The following is a 25,491-nucleotide window of genomic DNA, read 5'->3' on the forward strand; positions in this document are numbered from 1 at the left end:
CCTGCTGGCATCGAAGGCGGGGGCCTACATGACCGGCAGTTCGATCACCGTTGATGGCGGCCATTCCATCGGCCGCTGAAACGGTCGCGGCGGACCAGGGCTGTTAAGGAAAACCTCGCCAAGGGCGAACCGCGGGTCGACCGAAATGACAGCGCCTGAGGCTTCATCTGACCGCACGGCCGCCGAAGAACTCGTCAGTCGCGACCGGATGGCACCTTGTCATTACAGTTCAATTCAGTTGCGCGGATCTATCGCTGGAGCACCCCGGATCAATGACAAGAGATGACCCGCAAGACCCTGAAATGGACAGTTCCGAGCTTGAATCCACTCCGGTCGAGATCGGTCCAACCAGGCGCAATTATGACCTGGTTGCCTCGGTCTACCGTCCGCTGGCGCAGGTCTATTCACTCGGCGCAATCGAGCGCAGCAAACGGGCGCAACTGGAATTCATCAACAAGGGGGATTGCGTTTTATACATGGGCGCCGGCCAGGGTGACGATGTCGTCGCCGCCGCCCGGCACGGCGCTGATGTTCATGCGATTGATCTTTCAAGCAACATGCTGGCGCGTTTGCAGGCACAGTTGACGCGCAAGAATGTCTCGGCTGTTTTGATCTGCGGCGACGCAATCAATCATGAAGTCGATGAGCCTTATGATGCTGTTTGTCTCAACTACTTTCTCAACATGTTTCCTGCACCGGTGATGGGGCAATTTCTTGACAAGGCCATTGGACTGGTCAAACCCGGTGGCTTGATCATGATTGCAGATATGGCGCCGCCTTCCGGCAATGTGATCACGCGGAATTTGAAGCAGGGCTATCTCAAGCTCGGGCCTTTGTTTTACAAGATGCTTGGCCTGATGGGCAACACCAGAATCTGGGATCATCCGGCATCGCTCGAAGAGCGTGGATGCACCCAAATCGAGATCCGCGATGCGCCGATGGCCGGCCTTGGCGCCGTGCTGTTTCGGGCAGTCATTGCCCGCACGCCCGTCTTGTGATGAATTGTCCGAATGGGTAAGGCACGCGTCCTCATTGATGCCTGGTTGGACCGCAATCTGCCGGTGCTTCCCGACCCGAAACTGGATCGTGCAGCCCGCATCGCACTCGTGCGTCAATATGGTGATTTTTCCACCGCGTGGCTTTCTGCGGTGCAACCGGGCTTGCGGTATTTTGGCGGGCCGGCGGGCTATCTTGCCTATGGCATGAAAATGGGACAGGTCATTGCTCTGGGCGACCCCGTGGCTGCACCCGACGCCAAAGTCAAACTCCTGGCTGATTTCCTTGCCTTGGCACCCTGCTCCATGTTTGTGGAAATAAGTGTCAGCACCGCGCTGGCATTGCAGACTATGGGACGGCAAGTAGCCCTGTTCGGCTTTGATACCGAGCTTGAGCTGACGCCCGAAACATTCAGTGGCAGCATGATGAAATCGATCCGCTATCGCGAGTCCTGGAACAAGACCCAGGGGTTCAGCATCAAGGAAATCAAAAGCCCGGATGAAGCCTGTGCTCTCGCCGGCCAGTTCAACGAAGCCTGGCGCAAAACGCGCGTTGTTGGCCGCCGCGAAATGGGCTTCATCAACCGCCAACTTGATTTTGGCCAGCATGATGACCCGGTCAGGCGGTTTTTCCTGTTTGACAAGGACGGTGCACCAGAGGCTTTCATCGTCTTTGAGCCAATGTTCAGACATGGCAGGCTTTCAGGCTATGTGACCGCGCTGAAACGGCGCAAGCCGACTGCCTCGGCCTATGCAGAAATGGGATTGACCAAATCATGCGCGGATATTTTCCAGGCCGAACAGATTGAGGTTCTCTCTCTTGGTCTTGCGCCTTTGGCTGGATGGGACAATCATCAAGCCGGGCATGACTTTAACCAGAACAGGCTTTTCTGCAGACTGCTTGAGATGATTGGAACAGCAAGGATCAGCAATGGACGATTGTTCAATTTCAGAAATCAGGCGGCATTCAAGCGCCGGTTTCATGGCGCAGAAACGCCGCGCTACATCGCCCACAAACCCGGTTTTCCTGTTGTTGCAACGCTTGCCTTTGCCCGCCTTACACGGATGATTTGAGCTCTGCTTCGGGCATGCCCTGGAATTGAGCGGCATGCCCCCGGCGCCATCAAGATGTCCTGGCCGCGATAGAGACGACGTCGAACAGGCAGCCGCCACGCCGTGTCCCGCCTGAACCGGCCCCGGGCAGATCTGACAGGTCCTGCCGCCTGCCACCCGGCCACGCACTCCGCTAGCGAATTATGTATCTAGGCAGGCAGCGCCTATATGGTAAAGAAAAGCGGCATCCCGTATGGCTGCCGGATTGAAAACTTCCGGGGCACAGAATTCTCTTTTGGCAGCAAAGACGCATGGATACGACACTTTCAGCACCGCTTATCTTTCTTGACCCCGACGGCGGCATCACCGGCTGGAGCGATGGCGCGGAGCGTCTGCTGGGCTGGAAGGCCGGACAAGTCATTGGACAACCCTACAGCGAGATCTACGACGAGCGGGGCTTTTTCATCGGCGCAAACGGACCGGTCGACCTCGATTCCGTGGCAGTTCCCACTCCGGATGCCGGACGCGTGGTGGCGCTGAGGAGCTCTCAGACCAAGCATCTGCTCGAGCGTCTCGACCTGACCATGACCAATACCGACATCATCGGCGCCTGGAACTGGGACGTTGCGGACGACCTGATCTTCACCGACGGCCGCTTCGCCACCACCTTCGGACTCAATCAGGAGCAAGCCAGGAACGGGCTGCCGCTCGAGGATTTCATCAACAACATTCATCAGGACGACCGCGCCCGGGTGGCCGCCGAGATCGTCCGCACCATCGAAACCGGCGGCGCCTACAGTGCCGAGTACCGGGTGCGGCGACCCGACGGGACAATTTCCCATGTCCTGGCCCAGGGAAAGCTGGTCGAAGGCACACAAGGCAAACCGACCCGGTTTCCCGGTGTGCTGTTTGACATCACCGCGCGCCGGACCGCCGAAATGGAGGCGCAGGCGCAACGGGAACGCTACCGCAACCTGTTCGAAAATCTCGACTCCGGATTCTGCGTCATCCGCATGATCTGGGACCAGGACGGAAAGCCGGTCGACTATGAGTTTCTCGAGGCCAACAAGGCCTTCACCGGCCAGACCGGCATCAAGGACCCGGTCGGCAAGCGCATGCTGGATATCGCGCCCGGTCATGAGCAGTTCTGGTTCGACTTCTATGGCAAGGTGGCGCGCACGGGCGACCCCAACAACTGCGAGAGCGCGGCCAGCGAGCTTGATGATCGCTGGTTCCAGGTTCAGGCTTTCCCGATCGACGGGGTGGGATCGGACAATGTCGCAGTGCTGTTCACCAACATCACCACCAAAAAGCGCGCTGAACTGACGCTCAAGGCCAGCGAGGAAGAGTTCCGCACCCTGTCCCAATCGATGCTCAACCACATCTGGACGGCGACGCCGGACGGACAGATCGAATGGCTCAATGACCGGGTTCTGGCCTACAGTGGTGAAACCGCCGATCGACTGCGCGGCCATGGCTGGGCCTCGATCGTCCACCCTGACGATTTTCCCGACGCCGCTGCGGCCTGGGCTGACGCCATAGAAACCGGGGAGGTTTACCAGACCGAATTCCGCATCAGGCGCCATGACGACAGCTTCCGCTGGCATGTGGTCCGGGCCACCCCGATCAAGACCGAAGAGGGCGAGGTGCGCCGCTGGATCGGCACCAACACCGATATCGAGCACGCCAAACTCAACGAGGCGGCACTGGCCGAACTCAATGCCACGCTTGAACAGCGAATCACCGAGCGAACCGAGGAACTGCTGCAATCGCAGAAGAAGCTGCAGCAATCCCAGAAAATGGAGACCATCGGCAAGCTGACCGGTGGTGTCGCCCATGATTTCAACAATTTGCTCCAGGTCGTGGCCGGAAACCTGCAATTGCTGGCCAAGGATGTGGCCGGCAATGAACGCGCAGAAGCCCGCGTCAGCAACGCGCTGGCCGGCGTCAATCGCGGCGCCAAGCTGGCAAGCCAGCTGCTGGCATTCGGACGCCGCCAGGCGCTGGAACCGAAAGTCATCAATGCCGGCAGGTTCCTGACCGGGATGGAAGATCTGCTGCACCGTTCGATCGGCGAAGCGATCGACATCAGGATCATCATTGCCGACGGGTTGTGGAACACATCGGCAGACCCGACTCAGGTGGAAAACGCCATCCTCAACCTCGCCATCAATGCGCGCGATGCCATGGGTGACGAGGGCAAGCTGACCATCGAAGCCAGCAACACCCATTTCGACGCCAGCCATGCCGCCCTCCATGAAGACCTGCACAGTGGAGACTACGTTCTCATTTCCGTCTCCGACACCGGCACGGGCATGACCAAAGAAACGCTGGAGCAGGCCTTCGAACCGTTCTTTTCGACCAAACCCGAAAACAAGGGCAGCGGCCTTGGACTGTCGATGGTCTATGGCTTCGTCAAGCAGTCCGACGGCCACGTCAACATCTACAGCGAGCCGGGCCACGGCACCACCGTCAAGCTGTATCTGCCAAGGTCCATGGCAGATGAACATGAGGACACCCCTGGCGCAGAAGCCGTTGCCGTCGGCGGCTCCGAGACCATTCTTGTGGTCGAGGACGACGATGACGTGCGCGCAACCGTGGTGGCGACATTGAGCGATCTTGGCTACCATGTGCTCACCGCACGCGACGCCCAAAGCGGCCTTGCGGTGATTGAAAGCGGCGCGCCGGTCGATGTGCTGTTTACCGATGTGGTGATGCCGGGCAGCCTGAAAAGTCCGGAAATGGCCAAGCTCGCCAAGCAAAAGCTCCCCGAGCTGGTGGTGCTGTTCACCTCAGGTTACACCGAAAATTCCATCGTCCATGGCGGCAAGCTCGATGCCGGCGTCGATCTGCTGTCCAAGCCCTACACCCGGGAAGCGCTCGACGGACGCATTCGCCATCTCATCGCCAATCAGAAACAGCGTGCCATGCCGCCCCAGCTTCCCGAGTCGCATCAGACAAATTCCCCGCAAACGCCAGAAGCCGCGCCAGCAGGCAGCCAGACCCTGACGGTGTTGCTGGTCGAAGATGAAGCCCTGATCCGCATCAACACCGCCGACATGCTCGCGGATATGGGGCATACCGTCATCGAGGCCGGCACCGCGGCCGAAGCGCTGAAAGCCGCCACTGATCAGGTATTCGACATTCTGGTCACCGATGTCGGCCTGCCTGACATGCGCGGTGGAGAACTTGCCAAGCAGATTCGCAAACTCAGACCCCAGATCGGCATTGTCTTTGCCACCGGAGAGAGCCGGACGCCCGAAGGCGCTGACGCGGACGCCGTATTGCTGACCAAGCCCTATTCCGACGAGTCGCTCAAAGCCGCCATCGACAAGATTGTCTGAGCGATCCGCCACGCGCGGATTTACCAGCTTCGAATGGAAGCAGGCTGAAGACCCATTGCCGGTCAAGCCCGGCCGCGAGGTCCGGATTTGCGCTCGCCGCTCCGGCAAGCACGGCATCAATCAGGTGGCGCGTGACCTTGCATCAGATCCGCATGCGCGGAACATCATGCGGATCGAGCCGAAGTTCGATCAGGACAGGACGGTCACGGCTCTCAAGCGCCGCAAGCGCCGTTTCCAATTCCTCGTCCGACTGCACTTCGATCCCCTGCCCGCCCAGGGACCTGGCTATCGCGGCGAAAGACGGCCAGTGAAATTCCGAAAGGCTCGGGTCCATCTGCCGGTCAAGAAACTGGATATGTTCCGCGCCATAGGCAGAATCGTTGGCGACGATGACGATAAGGTCGAGCCCAAGCCGCACGGCGGTGTTGAATTCGTTGATGCCGCCCATCATGAAACCGCCATCACCGCTGAACAGCACCACCGGCCGGCCGGGAGCGGCCAGGCCGGCGCCAATGGCTTCCTGCAGACCAAGCCCGATGGAGCCGAAATTGGCCGTCACGACGAAACTCTTCGGATCGGGCGCGGAGATGCGGCACCAGACTTCGGTCATGAACCGGCCGCCATCGGTGACCAGCACACGATCCCTGGGCAGCACCTGTTCCAGCCGCTCGAGCGCGTGGACAAAATTGACAAACCCATCGGCGGCCTTGCCCGTGCCCGCCGGATGCGCCGTGAGCATCGAGATGTCGAGATCCCGGGTGAAGCCGCTCGCCGGAATCTCTGCCTCATCCAGCCAGTACAATATGGTCTCGGCGGTCAGGCCCGCATCGGCCAGAAGGGCGGCGTCCGGATGCAGCCCGCCACCGATGGCGGTCGGCTCGATATCCACCTGCACGATTCGCTTGTCCTTCATCAGCTTGCCGCGGTCGGTGGTGAAATCGTGCAGACCGGTGCCGAAACAGACAATGCAATCGGACTGGGCGATCAGATCATAGGCGGCGGGGGTGGAAAGCGTGCCGAAAATGCCGATATCGTAGGAATGGCCGCCAAACAGGCCTTTGGCTTTCAACGTGGTGGCAAGCGGCGCTTCCAGCCGGTCGGCGAGCCGGATCAACTGATCCCGCGCCGCAATCGCGCCCGCACCCGCCAGAATCAGCGGACGCCGGGCGGAGGCGATCATGCCGATGGCCTGGTCGAGCGTATTGCCCTCGGCAACGCCGCCCGGGGCGGTGAAAACGTTAAGCACCTCGACCTTGTGGCTTATCTCCAGCCACATGAAGTCGGATGGCATGTTCAAGACGATGGGGCGGCGTTCGACCTGGGCCCGGTAGAAGGCGCGGGCGACGTCCATTCCCACCGTTTCGGGCGCGCGCACCTGCTCGAACCCGGCCCCGGTCGCCTTGACCAGTTCACGCTGATCGATGCCTTGCAGATGGCGCGGGTTGGCCACCGGCGTATCGCCGGCCAGCAGCACCATGGGGATATGGCCGCGCACGCCTTCGGTCAGCGCGGTCACACAATTGGTCAGCGCCGGGCCATGGGTGACTGTCGCGACCCCGACCTTGCCCGCGACATGGGAATAGGCCAGCGCCATCAGCACCGAACTGCCCTCATGCGCCGCCGGAACAAACCTGCCGCCGCACTCCCGCACAAAACTGTCCACCATGAACAGATTGGCGTCGCCCATCAGCCCGAACATCGTTTCGACCCCGTGATCACGGGCCGCGCGGGCAACGGATTGATGGAAGTGGATCTTGCTGCTCATCGGCATTCTCTCCTGTGCGGTTTCATCCGTAGTAACTGAAATCGCATGCGCGAACCGCGCAATCTGGCTGGATTTTGCAGAAGATATGCGCGCGATGACCGGAATAACCGAAGATCATGCGATATTCATGCGTCAAATGCCGGAGCGGACCGCATCCATCGCGCTGAACCGGCAAGACAAGACGGGGCAAGACAGGCCGGAAATCCGGCCGGCAAGCGGGATTGTTGCCCGAATGAACGGTTCAGTGAATGTCCGAAGCGAAGCCTTCAGCTCACGCCCATCGCCGTCAAAGGCCGAGCAGATCTTCGAGGTAATGCTGCTCGATGCCGAACATGGTCTTGAGATCAGTGATCTGCCTGAGCACCGCCGCGCGGTCGCGACCGGCGCGGCCATCCTTTTCCGCCACGATCAGATTGTTCTTCGGCGTGTGGGCATCGGAGACGAACTCGAAGACCCTTGTCTTGTAGCCGTTGAGTTCGAGGAGCAGCGCGCGCAGCGTGTCGGTGACCATCTCCGCCTGCCGCTCGACGAAGATGCCGTGCCGCAACAGCGGCTCGAACCGCGCATCAGCCTCGCCCGCTTCCATCTGCCGGCGGATCTGCTTGTGACAGCACGGCGCCACGGCAATCAGCGACGCCCCGGCACTGATGCCCTTGAAGATCGCGTCGTCGGTGGCCGTGTCACAGGCATGCAGCGCGATCACCGCATCCGCGCCAGAGGCATCGAACTCCATGATGCTGCCTGTCCGAAAGCTCAGGCCGTCAAAGCCTGATGCCCGCGCCGTGGCATTGCCGTCTTCAACCAATGGCGCGCGCATCTCGACACCGACAAGGCTGACCGGACGCTTGGCGACAGTGGCGAGGTAATCATAGAGCGCGAAATCGAGATAGCCCTTGCCCGCGCCCATGTCGACAATCAGCGGCCGCTCGGCTTTGATCGCGGCAATCAGCGGCGCAAAAATCTCCACCATCTTGTTGATCTGGCGGAACTTGTCCTGTGCGTCGTGGCGCACCGCGCCGGTCTTGCCGACGATCCCGAGCGCCCTGAGCCAGGGCTTGCCGGTTTCGGTGAGCGGCCGGTTCTTGGCCCGGTTGTGATCGGTCGACGGCGCTTCGCGGCCCGCCACAACGGTGCGCTTGAGCCGCATCTTTTCACCATTGCGCTCGAACAGCATGTCGAACTCTGTGGTCGCCAGTTGCGCGCTGCGGAAGTCCCGCTCGAGGCCGTCGCGCAGCAGCGCCAGCGCCTCGGGTTCAGCAAAATTCTTGATCGTGTCGCGGGTCTTGTAGCGCCAGGTAAACGAGTATTTGTCGCCGGCCTTGGTCGTGATCTTCTTGACCAGAACCGATTTCAGCTCGGGCTCGGAGCCGTGATAGCCGCCGAGTTTGAGCTGCACCAGCGCTCCGCTGGCAAAGGCAGCTTGGGTGGCGTTCAACAGCTCTTCGATACGATCGGGGGTGGTCAAGGGCATTCCTTCGGGCTCGGCAGACGAATGTCGGGACAGACCTGACCGACCGGGTCTCTTCTACCTGCCCGGACAGAAGATGCAATTGACAGTGTGAAATTCGTGCCGGCCCGGGTTTGTGCACCGACAAGCAAAGCGGGTCCACGCTGACAGCATGGACCCGGAACTGACGCGAAAGCCGGTCAAGGCTCAGCCCAATCCGCCGTTGTACCAGTCGTGCAGCTTGACTTCGCTCGAACCGCCGGCCTCGCTCAGCATTTTTGCAAAGGCTTGCGGATCCTGGGTGCCGCCGTCGCGGCCGCGATAGTGGTAGGGAACCACCATGGCCGGCGCGAAATCCGCCACCGCTGCGGCTGCCTGTTCGGCGTCCATCGTGAACGGCAGGTTCATGCAGACAAAGGCCAGGTCGATATTTTCCAGCCCCCGCATTTCCGGTGTGCCTTCGGTGTCGCCGGAGATGTAGACGCGTGCGCCGTCGATTGTCAGCACGAAACCGAGATCGCCGCGGTCCTTGGGGTGGAAATCCTGCCGGTCGGCAGAGGTGTTGTAGGCCGCGATGGCGGCGATCGCGACACCCATCATCTCGGTGCTGCCGCCTGGGGCAACAATGTCGGTGCGCGCCTGCAGAGCTTCCGGCATCATGGCTTTGACATCGGCATTGGTCAGGATCGGCGCCTCGGCAAGGGCAGCCAGAAGATCGGCATTGTAGTGGTCGCCATGGCGGTGGGTGATCAGGATCAGGTCCGGCTTGGGCAGCGCCTCATAGAGACCGGCCTCACCAACCGGGTCGACATAGATGGTTCCTGCAGGGCTCTCCATCACAAAGGAGGCGTGTTCGACCGGATGGATGACAATCTTGCCGTCCATCAGGTTGAAGCTCGCCGCATGCGCGGCGGCAAGGCCGAGCGATGGCAGCAGCGTGATGGCTCCTACAGCGGCGGCGCCGCCGACAATAAAGCTGCGTCTGGTGGTCATGGCATTCTCCCTCAACATCACATCGTTTCGTAGATCTGATCAAATGTATCAGGACAGTGGGAATTCAAGTCTGGTTTCAGTCCACGCAAACAGCCTGTCTCAGCGCAAAATCCTGACCCAGCGTGCCAGATTGAGCAAGCTCATCAGTGCGGCGGCGACATAGGTCAGCGCTGCGGCCTTGAGCACACTGCGGGCGCCGGAAAGATCCTGGTCGGCGAGATACCCACCCTCGCGCAGGATCGGCAGCGCCTTGTTGAAACTCGCATCATATTCGACCGGCAGGGTGACCAGATGCACCACAATCCGGATGGCAAGCAGGCCGATGCCGATCAGCGCCATGCCGAACAGGGCCACCGGCGCGCGCAGCACGATGGCCAGCACCGGCGCCGCCAGGAAGAAGATCGAGGCGATCCGGTCGGTCATCATGGCGAGGCCGACCAGCTTCTGCCTCAGCGCCAGCCCGCGCTCGCCGCGATGATGTTGCAGCGCATGTCCGACCTCGTGCGCGGCCACCGCCACGGCGGTCAGGCTGGCGCCGTTATAGTTGGCCTGCGACAGCCGCACCATGCGGGTTTCCGGGTCGTAATGATCACCCACCTCGGTGGCCTCGACGCCGACACCCGTCAGCTCCAGCCGCTTGATCAGATGCTGCGCCATGTCTCCGCCGGTGCCAGGAAAATCCGGCCGCTCGGCACCATGACGGCGCATGGTATGCCCGACCCAATAATGCGGGCCATAGATGGCAGCAAGCACCACCAGCACACCGAATATCCCGAGAAACGCCATTGTCAGCCTTTGCAAACGCGCCGTGCATTCATCTGCCCCACATAGGCAATGTCAGCCGCCTGGAAAAGGGCAACTCCGCAATCGGCGCGCGCCTGACGGCGCATCCAGGCTTCGAACGGCCTGCTGCCAATCGCCCGCAGAGAGTGGCCAAGCTGGCACGGCCTCCCCTGCGCTTGCTCAGCCCGCCCCTTCATGGACATCGACATGGGTCACCCGTCCGCCTTGCCCCATCACCCTGACAAAGACGTAATGGCCGCGCCCGCTCATTACATCCCTGCGGATGTAAGCGTCCACAGATCGTCCCGCCTTGTACAATTGTGGCAGCTTTTCGCGCATGTCGCGGCTGCCGAAAACCGCATCGTCGGTATCCAGCTCCTGCCGGATCCCGAAGCGATGAAAATTGGCGCGGTCCTGAGCCAGCACAGCACCAAACGATTTCAGTTTCACGCCCTTCGAGTTCACCGTGTCTCGGACATCGAGCCATGCCAGATACTCGGCGATGACTTCTTCGGCCACAACCGGCGTTGTCAAAAATGGGCAAAGTGCGATCATCAAAGCCGCAATTCTTGCTTTTACCAAACTTTCGCTCCCGATAGTTTCTACAATGCTTGACCTGAACATCGTTACCACACTCGGACACTTGACGTGAGACTCCCATGTCGGACGGTTTCGATGTGGCGCCGCCGCTGCCAATGTGATTGAATCGGGCACCTGGTCACACTCCGTCCGCACAACACGAAGGATGCCCGTTATGATCCGCTGCCTTACCGCCCTCGCCTCCGCCGCCATTGCCCTGGCTCCCATCGCAGCCGCCGCACAGGAAGCGGCGATCTACAGCTCGATGGATGCGGTGCATCCGGTCTGGGCGAAATCCGCCATGGTCTCGGTGCAGGAGGCCGTCGCGGCGCAAGTCGGGCTGCAGGTATTGAAAGACGGCGGCAATGCGGTCGACGCCGGCGTCGCCGTGGCGCTGGCACTTGCCGTCACCCTGCCGCGCGCCGGAAACCTGGGCGGCGGCGGCTTCATGCTGGTGCACGATGCAAAAAGCGGACAGACCAGGGCGATTGACTACCGCGAGATGGCGCCCGCCAGTGCCACCCGCGACATGTATCTCGATGCCGACGGCAATGCCGACAGCACTCTGTCGCGGTTTCACGGCCTCGCCGTCGGCGTGCCCGGCACCGTCGCCGGCCTGCAACTGGCGCTCGAGACCTATGGAACCCTGACGCTGGCTGAGGCCGCGGCACCTGCGATCAGGCTGGCCGAAGACGGCATCGTGGTCACCGCCGATCTGGCCGACAGTCTGAAAGGGCTGGAGAAGCGGCTCAAGACCTGGCCGGCCTCGGCGGCGATCTTCTACAAGGAAGACGGCAGCTTCTATGAGCCCGGCGATCTGATCAGACAACCGGATCTGGCCGCAACCCTGAGAAAGATCGCAGCGGAAGGCCCAGACGGGTTCTACACCGGCGAGGTGGCGGAGAAGATTGCCGCCTCGGTGCAGGACGCCGGCGGCGCGATGACGGTGCAGGATCTGGCGAACTACAAGGCGGTTCTGCGCGCCCCGGTCAGCGGCAGCTATCGCGGCTACGACATCGTCTCGATGCCGCCGCCAAGCTCCGGCGGCACCCACATCATCCAGATCCTCAATGTGATGGAGGGCTATCCGATCGGCTTCCTCGGCCACAATTCATCCGACACCATCCATCTGATGGCGGAAGCGATGAAACGCGCCTATGCCGACCGCTCGGAATATCTGGGCGACCCGGATTTTGCCGATGTGCCGGTCACGGCCCTGATCTCGAAGGATTATGCGGCAAACATCCGCGACGGCATCAGCCGCAACCGCGCCACACCGTCAGACACGATAAAGCCGGGCAAGCTGGCGTCTTATGAGAGCGACCAGACCACGCATTTCTCCATCGTGGACAAGGATGGCAACGCGGTGTCCAACACCTACACGCTCAACTTCTCCTATGGCTCGGGCATGACCGCGGCAGGTACAGGCGTGCTGCTCAACAACGAAATGGATGATTTTTCCGCCAAGCCGGGCGTGCCCAATGCCTATGGCCTGATCGGCGGCGACGCCAATGCGGTGGAACCGGGCAAGCGGCCGCTGTCGTCGATGAGCCCGACCATTGTGCTCAAGCACGGCAAGCCGTATCTCGTCACCGGCAGCCCCGGCGGCTCGCGCATCATCACCACCACGCTGCAGGTGATCTCCAACATGGTCGATCACGGAATGAACGTTGCCGAAGCCACCTTCGCCGCCCGGATCCATCACCAATGGCTGCCCGACGAAATCCGCGTCGAGGATGGCGGGCTCAGCCGCGACACGGTGGCAGCACTTGAGGCCAGGGGCCACACGATTGCGGTCAACAGCGTCATGGGCTCGACCCAGTCGATCCATGTCGATGCCGAAACCGGCCTGCTGCTCGGCGCCTCGGACCCGCGCCGGACCGGATCGGCGACGGTCGGGTATTGAGGGCGACGCCGCAGCTTTCTTGTCCCGAGACGCGCCCCCTGGCCAGCTCATCTGGCGTGCTACCCCAATCTGGGATTGGCAAGCGGGTGATCAGTCCTGGGTCTGCCGAAAACCTGGCGCAATTGGCCCAGCGCAATCGACATTTTCGCTTTCACATCCGTGCTGGCGGCTTTTCCTCCGGTCAGGCGGTTAATGTATGCTTTGGCGATGCCTTCATCGAGAAAGCAATCCGTCAACAGATTCGGATTGTCGAAATTGTTGACAAAGTCGTTGGCAATCTTCTGCTGGACCGACGTGTCATCAATAGCCCCAGTGCTTCCATACTGAGCACAGAGCATGCGGATTCCGGCCGGTGAGATTTCATCGAGAAGGATGTTGTTGAAGGCGTTGGTGGATTTGCCGATTTGCTCGTAATAGGTATCGAAGGTCGACCTCATCCAGTCCGCGGAATAGTCTCCCTCGACATTGTCCTTCACCGCTTCAAGAAGCACACGAATCTGCCGGTAGCCATTGTTGGCGCCCTGTCCGGCGATCGGGTCCATGGCGTTTGCAGTATCGCCGACAGCCATCACCTTGGCGCCAGACGGCAGCGTGCCCACGGGGTCCTTGTAGCAGGGATGCACCGAACCTTTCAGCCAACCTTTTGGGTCCGCCAGTTCAGCATCCTTGAGCCACGGATAGTCCCAGGGGATGTATTGTTTAAACAGCGCCTTGGCCTGATCGAGCACGTCCTCCCCGGTCTTGCAATCGTCGAACGTGTCGAAGGCACGGCCCGGCTTGGCCTCGAAAATCGAGTTGAAACACTGATAGCCGTCCCGGTGCCAGTAAGGAACGCTGAATTGTTCACCCTCGGAACCAAAGAAATTGAACTTGATCGCGTGGTTCATCAGGATGCCGTCGCGCGACCGGTCCATGGCGACGTTCTTGACAACGAACATGGCCAGCTTGCGCTGGGGTTTGTCATAGACCGAGCGGGTCTCATCAATTGCGAACAGCTTGCCGATGTCGGCCTTGCCAGCCGCCACCAGCGTCAGGTCATTGTCCGCTGCAATTGTCTCAAGCATCGGAATGTCGACCTGCGCGACAACGGTCATTCCACCTCGTTTCTCGAACTCCAGTGTCCACGTGTACGACTGAAGACGCACATCAATCGCCAGCGCCGGTCTATCCAGCCGCCCCATCAGGTCGATCAGCTGTCGCCCCGGCTTGGGGCAGAATGTCAGATGCACGCCGTTGATCGGCGTGGAGTCCTTCCAGAAATTGAGACCGAACTCCTCTTCCAGGTCGATGGATGCGGCAAACCGGCAGGCCGTGCCCGTCGGCGGTACCTTGGTCAACCAGTCTTCGGCGCTCAAATTGGAATAGATGGTTACGTGATGTCCCTGTTCGAGCAACCCGATGCCAGCCATCAGGCCGCTAATGCCTGAGCCGATAATCGCGATTTTACTCATGGTGTCTTCCCCCTGTTTCTTGGTTTTGAATGCCTCGCGTCGACTTAGTCCAACGGGGCAATCGAAAGCTCCCGATAGCCGCCATCCTGGAAGAGAAGCGGTCTGCCCTCGCAATAGGAGTAGGCAGAGATCTCCCCGACGAGAATGGCGTGGTCTCCGGCATCGTAGATGGCGTCCAGCCGGCATCCGAACTGTGCGATCGCGCCCTTGATCGTCGGCACCCCACCGAGACTGGCGAACACGACTTTGTCGAAAACGGGCTTTCCAGCGAAATGGTTCGACACACTTTGTTGATCCTCAGCCAGAACGCTGACGCCAAATTGCCGGCACTCGGAAATCACGCCCAATGATCTGGCCTTTTTCGAAACGCAGACCAGCAACATCGGCGGATCGATCGATACCGAAGCAAACGAATTGGCCGTCATACCGTGGTCCTGATCGCCTGAGCGCACGGTGATCACGGTTATGCCGGTTGCAAATTTGCCGAAGGCTGTTCGCAGGTCGCGCGGATTAACGGGTACGTTCATGCGGATATCCTCCTCTTCCCGATGACGGGTCACGCCATCAATTTGGCAACGGCATCCTCCATGCCTTCCGGTCCCAAAGCCGTGTAGCCGCCATCCACGGCAATATCGGTCCCGTTGATGAAACGGGCCTTCTCCGAGCACAGGAAGAGGACCGCTTCAGCCACTTCATCCGGATTGCCGGTACGACCCATAATGTGAAACGGGGCCGCCACGGTGTCGGCTTTCTCCCGCGTATCTCCAGTTGCCATTTTCATGATGCTCGACCAGGTCCAGCCCGGAGAAACGCTGTTCACCCTGATGTTCTGCGGCTGAAGCTGCATGGCAGCATTGCCGGTGATCCGGAGAATCGCCGCTTTTGCCGCTGAATAGGTCATCCGTCCCGGCTGCGAGACCTTGCCGGCAATGGACCCGAAATTGACGATGGCTCCGCCGCCACGCCGCTCCATCACCGGTGCGATTTTCTGCGAGAAGATCTGACCGCCAACAAGGTTGATATTCAGTGATGTGAGCCAGTCCTCACGCGAGGTGGCAATGCCGTTGTCGAGATAGGTCGAAGCCATGTTGACCAGATAATCGACGCCTCCGAACCGATCCACGGCTGTTTGAATGCAGGCGTCGATGCTGGCGTCGTCGGTGATGTCGGTGTGGACAAACACGACATCGTCACCCATTGCGTCAGCCAGCGACTGACCGTTTTCCACGTCGATATCGGCCATCACCACGCGGACGCCCTCGCGGGCAAAGGCCGACACAATGCCCTGCCCCAGCAAGGTGGACGCGCCCGTTATGATTACGACTTTTCCTGCCAATTCACTCATCTCTGCTCTCCCGTTGGTGTGCTGTCAGCCGGCATCCCAATTGCTGCGACGGAATCACGCAAGTCCGGAAAGCGAACCGAGCGACGTTTGCTGCGGCAACTGTCCTTTCATTGCGGAAAGTGGACAGCCGGTAGCATTTGCGGCCTACAGCGCCGCGCATCTGCAGTCAGTGTCGGGGGGGTGAGAAACGTCAGGAACTTGCCGGGCATGGCCACCCGCAGACTGGCGGATAACCATGCTGTTGCTGCGGAGAGCCATTCGTCAGACGCACCGGTATTGAATCAGCCGCAGCTATGCCTTGCGGCGCGTCTGTGACGGGGATTCGCCAAATTGCCGGGTATATTCGCTTGCGAATCTGCCCGGATGGCCAAAGCCCCACTCCGCGGCGATTTCGGAGATCGGAGCCACGGCATCCTCTTCCAACAATATCCTGTGCACCTGCTGCAGGCGCCGGAAACGCACGTAGCGCATTGGCGACATATCCCGGAAACGGCGGAAGGCATCGAAGAGAGAGCGGGCCGAGATACCGGCAGCCTCAGCCAGATCCTCGATACAGATCGGCTCCGCAAGATGGTCCTCGACATACAACTCGGCGCGCCGCACGGCCCTGGGGCAGGCTGAAGAGACGGCGCCGTCCCGGATAGCATCCGACATATCGCTTTGATGCATATGCAGCACCGCGGAAAACAACGCCTCCTCGAATGCCGGCATTATCATGTTTTTGCCGGTGATCTCGGGGTTACAGGCAATCGACAGCATGCCCTGCAGGGACTGGCGCAACGGACTTGACGGAGTCAGCACTGCCTGAGCCTCCATACTGAAGCGAGGGGATCGCCTCAGGCTCACTCCCAGAAAAGCTTCAAGCTTGGCGGTCAGTTTGCGGCGGTCGATCCGGACCACGAGTTTTCGGGTCATATCCGACCACAGGATCGATGTTTCCTGTTCGGCCGGCAAGATCATCGAGGTGCCCGTCGCCCCCTGATAGATCCGGTTCCCGCACCTTGCCTGTGATGCCCCCTCGAGCGGAATGAGCATCAGATAGAAGTCTTCGAACAGATCAGGCTGTATCTCCAGGCTGCAGCCGTAATCGAGGTAGCAAAGGGAGACGGAGGACATATGCCGACAGCTGACATTGATCGGCCGCAACGAAGACGCGGGACCACCCTTTATCCGGTGATTGACGAAGATGTCCGAGACCACCGCGCGTGCAATATCCAGATCCTGACCATCGGAAATCAGACGACCCGAGGAAAGGCTGACACTCGGCTGAATGCTGCTTTCAAAAAGTGCAATGCCCCGCGATTCAAGGCTGCCAATTTCGTGTTGCGACTGGCCACTCGTCAAGAATTGCTCCCAGGAAGACCAACTACGTCTACCACAAATCAGGCAGCGCTCAAGGCCTCCCCTTCTCCCACACCACCTCCTGGCCGTAGAGCGGCACGGTGGAGATGTTCATCTTGGCCGAGCCGTCCTGGACCTGCTGCGAATTGACCAGATAGACCAGCGTGTCGTTGGTCTTGTCGTAGATCCGGCGCACCACCAGCGATTTCCAGATCAGCGAGCGCGATTCCTTGAACACCACATCGCCGTCCTCATCGAGATCGATGTCCTTGATGGTGATGGGTCCGGTCTGGCGGCAGGAGATCGAGGCGTTCGACGGATCTTCAAACCAGTTGCCCTTTTGCAGCCGGTCGATGACGCCACGGTCGAAATAGGCGACATGGCAGGTGACGCCGTCGACCTGGGGGTCTCTGACCGCATCGATGAGGATGTCATTGCCAAGCCAGTCGACGCCGACTTCGCCCACCTGCTCGGCCTGCGCGGCGGAGGTCAGCATCGGGGTGAAGAGCAGGGATGCAGCGAGAAGGCTGGCACAAAGGCCGGCCGAACCATTGGAACGGATGCAGGTGGGAATGGTCATGAAAGGTCTCCTTGCGGGGGCAACGCCTGAGCGGGTCCGGGAGTTCCCCGCTACCCTGCGACCGGGTCAAACCGGTGACAGTCCATATGGGTTGCGGCCAGCGGGAATGAAAGATGCGGGAAAGCACAACCGCGGTGCGCGCTTTTTGTCACGCTCCGCTGTCACTGCTTGGCTTTGGCCCCAGCGCGCGCTAGATAAAGTCCCATGACCACCGCGCCCGACCGCCCATCAAACCCGTGCCAGCCAAGCCTGTGGAAACAGATGCTTCCCCAGTCTTTGGGCCTGTTCGCCCTGGCGATGCTGTCCGGACTGGCCTTTGCCGCCTGGCAGGCCAACGGAGCGGCGCTGCTCAATGCACTGGCCGCCAACGGCCTTGCCTGGTGCTTCTGATAGATTGATGCGATATACGCCCCGCCGCCCGGCCATCCGGCGTGGTGGGAACCAAGCTGGAGACGTCGATGAAAGCCATACGCCTTGTTCTCTGGGGCCTGATTGCCGCAATGGCCGTGGCGCTGGGCTGGCTGACCTATGAATGGCAGGCCAGCGACAGCGCAATCGCCGCCAAGCCTTACGGTGTGCCCTTCGAGCTTGTTGACCAGTCGGGCAGCCCGATCACCGAAGCGGCCTTCCGCGGCCGGCCGACAGCGCTGTTCTTTGGCTTCACCCATTGCCCGGAAGTCTGTCCTACGACACTGTTCGAGATGGATGGATGGCTCCGCCAGGTCGATCCCGAGGGCGACAGGATCGGCGCCTATTTCATCACTGTCGATCCCGAGCGCGACACGCCGGAGCTGCTGGGCAATTATGTGTCGGGTGTGACCGACCGGGTGATTGGCATCTCCGGGCCAGCTGACAAGGTGTCCGCTGCGGTCAAGGGGTTCAACATCTACGCCAAGAAAGTGCCGATCGATACCAAGGCGCCAGAGGGTGATTACACCATGGACCATACGGCTTCGGTGTTTCTGCTGGATGCTGATGGCAGGTTCAAGGGCACCATTGCCTGGGGTGAAAACCCTGAAATTGCAGTCAAAAAGCTCGAAAACCTGCTCTGAGGCCGACAGCGGCCCGGTTATGTCACCAGAATTTTTTTCCCGCGCGCACCAATTCAACGCTTTACAGCGTTTGACGGACGTTCAATAGAACGGGACGCACGGCATTCGCAGCCGGGGCGCGGCGCGACGGGGGATTGGCATGGACGAGATTGTTCTCAAACTGGCCGTGATCGGCGCGGCAGGCATCGCCGCGCAGTGGTTTGCCTGGCGTTTGCAATTGCCGGCCATCGTGCTGTTGCTGGTGGCAGGCTTCATTGCCGGCCCGGCGACCGGCTTTCTTGACCCGGCAGCCGATTTTGGCTCGATTTACCGGCCGATGGTGTCGATCGCGGTGGCGATCATCCTGTTTGAAGGCGGGCTGACGCTCAATTTCAAGGAAATCCGCGAGACCTCGACCGCGGTCCGCCGCATCATCATGTATGCCGGACCGCTGACCTGGGGCATGGCAGCGGTCGCCGCCCATTACATCGGCGGGCTGAGCTGGTCGACAGCCACCGTCTTGGGCGCCATCCTGGTGGTCACCGGACCGACGGTGATCATGCCGTTGTTGCGTCAGGCCCAGCTGGATGCGCGTCCCGCCTCACTGTTGCGCTGGGAAGCCATTGTCAATGACCCGATCGGCGCGCTGTTCGCCGTCGTCGCCTTCGAGGTCATTCTGGTCTTCATCGGGGTGCATGAGGCTGACAATGTCGTCATGCTGGTGGCTTTCGGATTTGGCCTGGCAATTGCCAGCGGCTGGGCGGCGGCGAAACTGATCGTCTGGTCATTCGGCAACGGCAATGTGCCCGAATTTCTCAAGGCGCCTGTGCTGCTGGCGACCGTGGTGGCGGTCTATGCCGCAAACAACATGGTGCTTGAGGAAGCCGGCCTGCTCACCGTGACCGTCATGGGCATCGTAATGGCCAACAGCCGCATCGCCTCGCTCACCGACATGCGCCGGTTCAAGGAAACCATCACCACGCTGCTGGTCTCAGGTGTGTTCATTATTCTGACGGCGTCGCTCAGCCTTGATGATATCCGTTCGCTTGACTGGCAGGCAGCGCTGTTTGTCGCCTCGCTGCTGCTGGTGATCCGCCCCGTCGCCATCATGCTTGCCACGATTCGTTCCGGCGCCACGGTTCAGGAACGCCTGCTGAGCGCCTGGATCGCGCCGCGTGGTGTCGTCGCCGTGGCGGTCTCGGGGCTGTTTGGAGCACTGCTTGCCGATATCGGCGTCGAGGATGCAGGCCGGATGGTCGCCTTCACCTTCGCTGTCGTTGTCACCACCATCGTGCTGCACGGCTTTACCCTGGGGCCTCTGGCAAGCTTCCTGGGCCTGAAGAAAGCCTCCAAGCCGGGCATCCTCATCGTTGGCGGATCACGCTGGTCGACGGCGCTGGCGATCAAGCTGCACAAGGCCGAGGTCCCGGTGATGCTCGCGGACCAGAACTGGAACCATCTAGCCGAAGCGCGGCTCGCCAACATTCCGGTCTATTTTGGCGAAGTGCTGTCGGAATCCGCCCACCACAGCATCGATCCGAAGCGCTTTTCCAACCTGATCGCCACGAGCGACAATGACGCCTACAACGCGCTCGTATCCACCGATTTCGGGCCGGAGCTGGGGCGCAGCCACGTGTTCCAGATCGGCCGCACGGACGAAAAGGCACGCCAGGCCTTGAACTTTACCCTCGGCGGGCGCTCGCTGACGGAGGAACCGGTCAGCTTTCTCGAGCTGCGGGATAAACTGCTCAAGGGCTGGACCTTCCAGCTCACCCGCCTGACCGATGAATTCGGCTGGGACGCCTATGAAGCCTCACGGCCCGAGGGCGCTCTGATCCTGCTGTGGATCAAACCGTCCGGCGCGATCGTGTTTGCCACCGCCTCGTCCAGTTCGCCCGGGCCCAATGACCGGATCCTGAGCTTCGCCCTGCCCAAGGATGAGGCCCGCGTCGAAGCTGCCAGCAAGACCACCCGCAAGGCGGAAGTGACGCCTGCCAGCCAGGCAACGGCAGATGAAGGAAAGAAACTCCCGTGAGCGACCACCGCTATTATTTCCGCACCGGAGAAGCCGGTGCCAGGCTGGCGCTGGATCTGCTCGACAGCTTCTTCGAGGACGAAGGCCTGCCTGTCGCCACCATGGAGATTGACGAGGATCGCGGGCTTTGGGAGGTCTCGGTCTATGCGGCGGGCGATCCCGATGACAATCTGAAATCGCGCATCCGCACCGTAATCGGGGCCGAGTTTGCCGAGGCCGAGATCGGCCTGGAAGTTTTCGGCGAGACCGACTGGATCGCCAAATCACTCGAAGGGCTGAAGCCAGTCCGCGCAGGCCGCTTTGTCGTGCACGGCGCCCATGACCGGGCGACAGTGCGCAGCCATGAGCTGGCGATCGAACTGGAAGCCGGCCAGGCTTTCGGCACGGGGCATCACGGCACCACGGCAGGCTGCCTGGAAATGATCGAAAGAGTGATGCGCGCCCATCCCGGCGGGCCGCGCGGCGTGGATCCCGTGCTGGATCTGGGAACCGGCTCCGGCGTTCTGGCGATTGCCGCCGCCAGGCTCGGGCCGGTGCAGGTGCTGGCCACCGATATCGACCCGGTCGCCACCCGCGTCGCCCGCGACAATGTCCGCCACAACCAGGCTGCCGCACAGATTGCCTGCGTGACTGCGACAGGGTTTCACTCCACCGCCTTTTCCGCTGCCGGTCCTTTCGGACTGATCATCGCCAATATTCTGGCCCGGCCGCTGATGCACATGGCCCCCGATATCAAGCGCCATCTGGCGCCGGGCGGCTCGGTGATCCTGTCGGGCATTCTCGCCAACCAGCGCTGGCAGGTGCTTGCCGCTTTCAGTGGTCAGGGCATGCGTCATGTCGCGACCCTGTGGCGCAATGGCTGGGTAACGATCCATCTGAAATGAAACCGGCGGCAATTGACCGCCATCACACAAAAACGGCCCCCGCGAGGGAGCCGTTTCCGATCGTCTGAGATTGAGCCTTCAACCTCCGGGCACATCCGATGGGCCTAGAAGTAGTACGCCTGGGCGCCTTCGCGGCGAAGTTCTTCGCGGGTGCGGCCAAGTGCCTTGAGCTGCTTGTCGTCCATCGACAGCAGCGCACCATTTACATAGCGGCGAACCTGACGTTCGCGGGCGCTGACGATACGATTGAAAGCATTCTGAAAGATGTTGCCGGACATTTGGTAATTCCTTTGGGTCAGTAGTTGTTCTGTCTCCCAGCCTTAAAGATAGGACTTCCTGTCCGAATGTGCAGGCCTTATGTTGCAGTGCAGCTATGTACCCGGCGCATGGATGATTCGAGATAAATGCCTTTTTATTAACAAAGAGATAGATTTTGCTGCAGCGCACCCGTCAGCATCGGCTGCTGCCGCGACCGGCAGGGCCATAGCGGCCAAAGCAGGTCGCCGATCCCGTGGATCAGCTATTGCATCTGGCGCCTGGAGTGCTTCATTTCAACTAAGTCTTGAAAGCATCATTTCAAGCTGCTGCCCCGCCTGTCATAAGGTGACATCAAATCACATTCGGGAATCCCAAGATGTTTCAGAAATTTGAAGTGCTCTCCTCGCCAGACCAGGCAGCCGACCGCATCGCCCGCCTCCGCGCGGGATTTGACGCTGCGGGCATTGACGCCGTCGCCGTGCCGCGATCAGACGAGTATCTTGGCGAGTATGTGCCCGATTGCGCCGAGCGGCTTGCCTGGTTGACCGGCTATACCGGGTCCGCCGGATTGACGCTGGTGCTCAGGCAGAAGGCGCACATTTTTGTCGACGGGCGTTACGCAGCCCAGGTGCGGACCCAGACCGATCCGGTGGTGTTCGAGTATCAGGACCTGATCGCCACGCCGCTGGCGAGCTTTCTCGAAGCCTCCGGGCTTACCGGGCTCAGGCTCGGCATCGATCCCTGGACCTGGTCGACGAGCGAGGTCGAGCGGCTCGAAGCTGCGCTGAAGACGTTGGGCGGCCGGCTGGTGTCTCTTGATCGCAACCCGGTCGATGCCATCTGGGACGACCAGCCGCAGCCGCCGCTCGGCACGGTCTCGATCCAGCCGCTCGAATTTGCCGGCGTGCCGGCACGGGAGAAACTCGAGATGATCGCCCGGACTCTGGCAGAGGCGGGCGCCGATGCGGTGATCCTGGCTGACCCGTCCTCCGTCGCCTGGAGTTTCAACATTCGCGGTCAGGATTTGCCGTCAACGCCGCACCCGCTGTCACGCGCCATCATTCCCGCCAGTGGCCGGCCGGTCCTGTTCATCGACAAGCGCAAGGCCGGTGTGGAAGCCGAGGCCTATCTTACCCAGCTCTCTGATCTTGAACCGCCATCGGGGTTTGACGACGCGCTCGTGGCCCTGGGCAGAAATGCGCGCACGGTTCTTGTCGATCCGGCGGTGGCACCGCATGCGATAGAAATGCTGATCAGGAAGTCCGGCGGAAGCGTGACACATGCACCCGACCCCGCCCGCCTGCCCCGCGCCCGCAAGAACGAGGCCGAAATTGCCGGCAGCGCCCGCGTCCACCGTCAGGACGGCGCGGCGATGGTCCGGTTTCTGGCCTGGCTTGACGATCAGCCCGCGGGCTCGCTGGATGAAATCGGCGCGGTGAAAAGCCTTGAAGGCTTTCGCCGCAGCACCGGCCAAGCCATGCAGATGCCGTTGAAAGCGCTCTCCTTTGATTCCATATCCGGTGCCGGTCCAAATGCCGCGATCATGCACTACCGGGTCAACACCAGGACCAACCGGCGCGTCGGCGCCGGCGAGATGCTGTTGATCGATTCCGGCGGGCAGTACGTGGCCGGCACCACCGATATCACCCGCACCATTGCAGTGGGCGATGTGCCTCACGAGCAGAAACGCTTCTTCACACTGGTGCTCAAGGGCATGATCGCAATCAGCCTGCTGCGCTTCCCCGAGGGCACCCGCGGCATCGACATCGACGCCTTTGCCCGCAGCGCGCTGTGGAAGGCGGGCGCCGATTTCGGCCACGGCACCGGCCATGGAGTCGGCAGTTACCTCTCGGTGCATGAAGGACCGCAGACGATTTCACGGCGCGGCACCCAGGCGCTGTTGCCCGGCATGATCCTGTCGAATGAACCGGGTTACTACCGCGACGGCGCCTTCGGCATCCGGATCGAGAATCTGGTCACCGTGCATGAACCGCGCGACATCGACGGTGGCGACAAGCCGATGCTCGGGTTCGAGACGCTGACACTGTGCCCGATCGACAAGCGGCTGATCCTTGCGGATCTGCTGGACACGGTGGAACGGCAATGGCTCGACGCCTACCACGACCGGGTCCGGGCCGAGCTGTCGCCGCTGCTCGCCGACGACCCGGCGCGCGACTGGCTGGAGGCGGCGACAGCGGCGCTGTGAACCGCAGATTGTCAGCCTGACAAGGGGCTTGCCGGACAGGACTGTCCGGCAAGTCCGCGGCTCAAACCGGAACCCGGCTGGTCGCTATCAGGAGCGCAAGGACGCCCGCCACCTGTCGCCTATCCCCATCCAACGAATCTCGCCCAACTCGCACTGCCACCATTGGGCATGCCATCGACAAGCTGCTCCTCTCTTGCCCTGCCCGGCTGGCCGCGGTGAGTTATCTCGCGTGTCTCGGCCAGCAGCCAAACACTGTAGGCAGCCAGGGTGAAGGAAATGGAGAGTTCCCGCATTTCACCGATCTCGTAGCTGGACACCAGTTTGTGGCCATAAACGAGATAGACAATCTGGGAAAAGACCATGGCCAGACCGACGGCGACAACCGACCAACGCGCCTTTCCCTGCATCGCGGTGGCCGCGAGAAACGCCAGGCAGACGCCGATCAGGAAATAGATCTGGAAGATCAGGATACCCCAGTTTTCGTACATGAACCCGGCCACCGGGATCGCCGCAATCCCGAATGAGGCAGGGGGAATGAAGATCTTGAGCGGTTCGAGCATCTGACTCCGAATTTGCGGCGCCAGGATCGGCAGCAGCACGAAACAGACAAACGCCAGCGAATAATAGACGAATTCGAATCGGTTGGTGTAGAAGTTATGGAGATTCGTCTCGTTCTGAATGTTCCGGTTGAAGGCATCGGGGGTCCCCCAGCCGACAAAATGCTGCCCCCATGAGATTTCTTCCATGAGCAGCAGGAAAAGGGCAAATCCCAGGACACCGCATAGCCAGGCTGCCCTGAGGCCGAAGACGGTCCTGAGATCGCTGTTGCGGGCTCTCCAGGCTGTCGCAGCTATCAACACAAGCCCCAGCAGAATCAGCAATTCCTGCGCGACAGCGATATGGCCCAGTTCCTTCACATTGCGTCCAAGGTAGTCCCGGCCGAACACAATGAGGGTCACCGTCGCAACAACAATGATCAGATTGCCGATCAGCAGGCTCCAGCCTAAACGGTCAAGGTCCAGCGACCGTCCGTGATCTGGTTTCGACAAGCCCTGCAACAGGCCTTTTGCCATGAGACAGGCAAAAACGCTTGTTGCGATCAAAAGCGGGAACTCGATGACTTCCCAGTCCTGAATTTGCCATTTATAGTAGTATTTCTCAAGAAGCCGGCGATCGAGACTGAACCACATCACCACAATTGACGCAAAACTGATAGCAGTGATTGCGTAATATAAGCTATATTTACTCTTGCTTTGCACCCTGGAGCCCCCGCTGCCACTAGATGTATTTTTTACTGCAGCATCACTTCCAGCGCAATTGATTGGTTAAAAACTGGTTAACATCTACTTGGGTAAATATTTAGTAGATTGTTTGAGATTCACGTCGAGGCACAGCGTTGTGTCTGCTGCCGGAAGCATCGAGCGGCAGCAGCAGGGAAAAGCCGTCACTGCGAAAAGCCATCAGAATACGGGCGCAAACCGCCGCCACCGCTCCG

21 protein-coding genes are annotated in these 25,491 nt (G+C 60.7%); 9 read left to right on the top strand and 12 right to left on the bottom strand.

Annotated elements, in window-relative coordinates; genetic code table 11:
* The first annotated feature begins 272 nt into the window (after window positions 1-272).
* From PZ897_RS15195 to PZ897_RS15205, 3 genes are all read left to right on the top strand, one after another.
* Window positions 273-998 (top strand): class I SAM-dependent methyltransferase, encoded by a 726-nt coding sequence (locus tag PZ897_RS15195; RefSeq protein ID WP_275753355.1) that lies wholly within the window; start codon window positions 273-275, stop codon window positions 996-998.
* Window positions 999-1,010: 12 nt separating this feature from the next.
* Window positions 1,011-2,069: a phosphatidylglycerol lysyltransferase domain-containing protein gene (locus tag PZ897_RS15200; protein WP_275753356.1), complete on the top strand. Its 1,059-nt coding sequence runs from the start codon at window positions 1,011-1,013 to the stop codon at window positions 2,067-2,069.
* A 290-nt stretch (window positions 2,070-2,359) separates the two neighbouring features.
* Window positions 2,360-5,392, top strand: coding sequence for a PAS domain-containing protein (locus tag PZ897_RS15205; RefSeq protein ID WP_275753357.1), 3,033 nt, complete (start codon window positions 2,360-2,362; stop codon window positions 5,390-5,392).
* A gap of 142 nt (window positions 5,393-5,534) precedes the next feature.
* On the opposite strand, the gene PZ897_RS15210 is transcribed toward PZ897_RS15205, so the two are convergent.
* From PZ897_RS15210 to PZ897_RS15230, 5 genes are all read right to left on the bottom strand, one after another.
* Window positions 5,535-7,157, bottom strand: coding sequence for a thiamine pyrophosphate-binding protein (locus tag PZ897_RS15210; RefSeq protein ID WP_275753358.1), 1,623 nt, complete (start codon window positions 7,155-7,157; stop codon window positions 5,535-5,537).
* A 286-nt stretch (window positions 7,158-7,443) separates the two neighbouring features.
* The gene (locus PZ897_RS15215) at window positions 7,444-8,622 is read right to left on the bottom strand and encodes an SAM-dependent methyltransferase (protein WP_275753359.1); all 1,179 of its coding nucleotides are present in this window, start codon (window positions 8,620-8,622) and stop codon (window positions 7,444-7,446) included.
* Between the two features lie 189 nt (window positions 8,623-8,811).
* Window positions 8,812-9,597, bottom strand: coding sequence for an MBL fold metallo-hydrolase (locus PZ897_RS15220; protein WP_275753360.1), 786 nt, complete (start codon window positions 9,595-9,597; stop codon window positions 8,812-8,814).
* Between the two features lie 99 nt (window positions 9,598-9,696).
* On the bottom strand, window positions 9,697-10,383 hold the full coding sequence (locus tag PZ897_RS15225) for a zinc metallopeptidase (protein ID WP_275753361.1): 687 nt from the start codon (window positions 10,381-10,383) through the stop codon (window positions 9,697-9,699).
* Window positions 10,384-10,560: 177 nt separating this feature from the next.
* Window positions 10,561-10,935 carry a hypothetical protein gene (locus tag PZ897_RS15230; protein WP_275753362.1) on the bottom strand — a complete coding sequence of 125 codons (375 nt, stop codon included), beginning with the start codon at window positions 10,933-10,935 and terminating at the stop codon, window positions 10,561-10,563.
* A gap of 190 nt (window positions 10,936-11,125) precedes the next feature.
* On the opposite strand from PZ897_RS15230, the gene ggt reads away from it, so the two are divergent.
* Window positions 11,126-12,865 carry a gamma-glutamyltransferase gene (ggt, locus tag PZ897_RS15235; RefSeq protein ID WP_275753363.1) on the top strand — a complete coding sequence of 580 codons (1,740 nt, stop codon included), beginning with the start codon at window positions 11,126-11,128 and terminating at the stop codon, window positions 12,863-12,865.
* A 59-nt stretch (window positions 12,866-12,924) separates the two neighbouring features.
* Here the strand turns inward: ggt and PZ897_RS15240 are convergent, their stop codons facing one another.
* From PZ897_RS15240 to PZ897_RS15260, 5 genes are all read right to left on the bottom strand, one after another.
* The gene (locus PZ897_RS15240) at window positions 12,925-14,316 is read right to left on the bottom strand and encodes a styrene monooxygenase/indole monooxygenase family protein (RefSeq protein ID WP_275753364.1); all 1,392 of its coding nucleotides are present in this window, start codon (window positions 14,314-14,316) and stop codon (window positions 12,925-12,927) included.
* A gap of 44 nt (window positions 14,317-14,360) precedes the next feature.
* The gene (locus tag PZ897_RS15245) at window positions 14,361-14,843 is read right to left on the bottom strand and encodes a flavin reductase family protein (protein ID WP_275753365.1); all 483 of its coding nucleotides are present in this window, start codon (window positions 14,841-14,843) and stop codon (window positions 14,361-14,363) included.
* 29 nt (window positions 14,844-14,872) lie between these two features.
* A complete protein-coding gene (locus tag PZ897_RS15250; protein WP_275753366.1) occupies window positions 14,873-15,661 on the bottom strand; it encodes an SDR family oxidoreductase in 789 nt (262 codons plus the stop codon).
* A 291-nt stretch (window positions 15,662-15,952) separates the two neighbouring features.
* Window positions 15,953-16,861 carry an AraC family transcriptional regulator gene (locus PZ897_RS15255; protein ID WP_275753659.1) on the bottom strand — a complete coding sequence of 303 codons (909 nt, stop codon included), beginning with the start codon at window positions 16,859-16,861 and terminating at the stop codon, window positions 15,953-15,955.
* Window positions 16,862-17,054: 193 nt separating this feature from the next.
* Window positions 17,055-17,498, bottom strand: a complete 444-nt coding sequence (locus tag PZ897_RS15260; protein ID WP_275753660.1) for a CreA family protein — start codon at window positions 17,496-17,498, stop codon at window positions 17,055-17,057.
* 288 nt (window positions 17,499-17,786) lie between these two features.
* Here PZ897_RS15260 and PZ897_RS15265 point away from each other — a divergent pair, with 288 nt between their 5' ends.
* From PZ897_RS15265 to PZ897_RS15280, 4 genes are all read left to right on the top strand, one after another.
* Window positions 17,787-17,972, top strand: a complete 186-nt coding sequence (locus PZ897_RS15265) for a hypothetical protein (protein WP_275753367.1) — start codon at window positions 17,787-17,789, stop codon at window positions 17,970-17,972.
* A 68-nt stretch (window positions 17,973-18,040) separates the two neighbouring features.
* Window positions 18,041-18,634: an SCO family protein gene (locus PZ897_RS15270; protein ID WP_275753368.1), complete on the top strand. Its 594-nt coding sequence runs from the start codon at window positions 18,041-18,043 to the stop codon at window positions 18,632-18,634.
* Window positions 18,635-18,773: 139 nt separating this feature from the next.
* Complete coding sequence (locus PZ897_RS15275) at window positions 18,774-20,648, top strand: sodium:proton antiporter (protein WP_275753369.1); 1,875 nt, start codon at window positions 18,774-18,776, stop codon at window positions 20,646-20,648.
* Window positions 20,645-21,532 carry a 50S ribosomal protein L11 methyltransferase gene (locus PZ897_RS15280; RefSeq protein WP_275753370.1) on the top strand — a complete coding sequence of 296 codons (888 nt, stop codon included), beginning with the start codon at window positions 20,645-20,647 and terminating at the stop codon, window positions 21,530-21,532. The genes PZ897_RS15275 and PZ897_RS15280 overlap by 4 nt, the downstream gene beginning before the upstream one ends.
* Window positions 21,533-21,636: 104 nt before the next feature.
* Here PZ897_RS15280 and PZ897_RS15285 read toward each other — a convergent pair whose 3' ends face one another.
* Window positions 21,637-21,810, bottom strand: coding sequence for a hypothetical protein (locus PZ897_RS15285; protein ID WP_275753371.1), 174 nt, complete (start codon window positions 21,808-21,810; stop codon window positions 21,637-21,639).
* Between the two features lie 356 nt (window positions 21,811-22,166).
* Between PZ897_RS15285 and PZ897_RS15290 the strand changes: the two genes are divergently transcribed.
* Complete coding sequence (locus tag PZ897_RS15290; RefSeq protein WP_275753372.1) at window positions 22,167-23,996, top strand: aminopeptidase P family protein; 1,830 nt, start codon at window positions 22,167-22,169, stop codon at window positions 23,994-23,996.
* A gap of 119 nt (window positions 23,997-24,115) precedes the next feature.
* On the opposite strand, the gene PZ897_RS15295 is transcribed toward PZ897_RS15290, so the two are convergent.
* Window positions 24,116-25,189, bottom strand: a complete 1,074-nt coding sequence (locus PZ897_RS15295) for a hypothetical protein (protein ID WP_275753373.1) — start codon at window positions 25,187-25,189, stop codon at window positions 24,116-24,118.
* Window positions 25,190-25,491: the final 302 nt, after the last annotated feature.

Source organism: Hoeflea sp. YIM 152468, assembly GCF_029210485.1.
Lineage (GTDB): Bacteria > Pseudomonadota > Alphaproteobacteria > Rhizobiales > Rhizobiaceae > Hoeflea.

Coding starts and splice junctions, on each gene's coding strand:
- PZ897_RS15195 (WP_275753355.1), top strand. CDS start 273: ATGACAAGAGATGACCCGCAAGACCCTGAAATGGACAGTTCCGAGCTT.
- PZ897_RS15200 (WP_275753356.1), top strand. CDS start 1,011: ATGGGTAAGGCACGCGTCCTCATTGATGCCTGGTTGGACCGCAATCTG.
- PZ897_RS15205 (WP_275753357.1), top strand. CDS start 2,360: ATGGATACGACACTTTCAGCACCGCTTATCTTTCTTGACCCCGACGGC.
- PZ897_RS15210 (WP_275753358.1), bottom strand. CDS start 7,157: ATGAGCAGCAAGATCCACTTCCATCAATCCGTTGCCCGCGCGGCCCGT.
- PZ897_RS15220 (WP_275753360.1), bottom strand. CDS start 9,597: ATGACCACCAGACGCAGCTTTATTGTCGGCGGCGCCGCCGCTGTAGGA.
- PZ897_RS15225 (WP_275753361.1), bottom strand. CDS start 10,383: ATGGCGTTTCTCGGGATATTCGGTGTGCTGGTGGTGCTTGCTGCCATC.
- PZ897_RS15230 (WP_275753362.1), bottom strand. CDS start 10,935: ATGATCGCACTTTGCCCATTTTTGACAACGCCGGTTGTGGCCGAAGAA.
- ggt (WP_275753363.1), top strand. CDS start 11,126: ATGCCCGTTATGATCCGCTGCCTTACCGCCCTCGCCTCCGCCGCCATT.
- PZ897_RS15240 (WP_275753364.1), bottom strand. CDS start 14,316: ATGAGTAAAATCGCGATTATCGGCTCAGGCATTAGCGGCCTGATGGCT.
- PZ897_RS15245 (WP_275753365.1), bottom strand. CDS start 14,843: ATGAACGTACCCGTTAATCCGCGCGACCTGCGAACAGCCTTCGGCAAA.
- PZ897_RS15250 (WP_275753366.1), bottom strand. CDS start 15,661: ATGAGTGAATTGGCAGGAAAAGTCGTAATCATAACGGGCGCGTCCACC.
- PZ897_RS15260 (WP_275753660.1), bottom strand. CDS start 17,498: ATGCTGACCTCCGCCGCGCAGGCCGAGCAGGTGGGCGAAGTCGGCGTC.
- PZ897_RS15265 (WP_275753367.1), top strand. CDS start 17,787: ATGACCACCGCGCCCGACCGCCCATCAAACCCGTGCCAGCCAAGCCTG.
- PZ897_RS15270 (WP_275753368.1), top strand. CDS start 18,041: ATGAAAGCCATACGCCTTGTTCTCTGGGGCCTGATTGCCGCAATGGCC.
- PZ897_RS15275 (WP_275753369.1), top strand. CDS start 18,774: ATGGACGAGATTGTTCTCAAACTGGCCGTGATCGGCGCGGCAGGCATC.
- PZ897_RS15285 (WP_275753371.1), bottom strand. CDS start 21,810: ATGTCCGGCAACATCTTTCAGAATGCTTTCAATCGTATCGTCAGCGCC.
- PZ897_RS15290 (WP_275753372.1), top strand. CDS start 22,167: ATGTTTCAGAAATTTGAAGTGCTCTCCTCGCCAGACCAGGCAGCCGAC.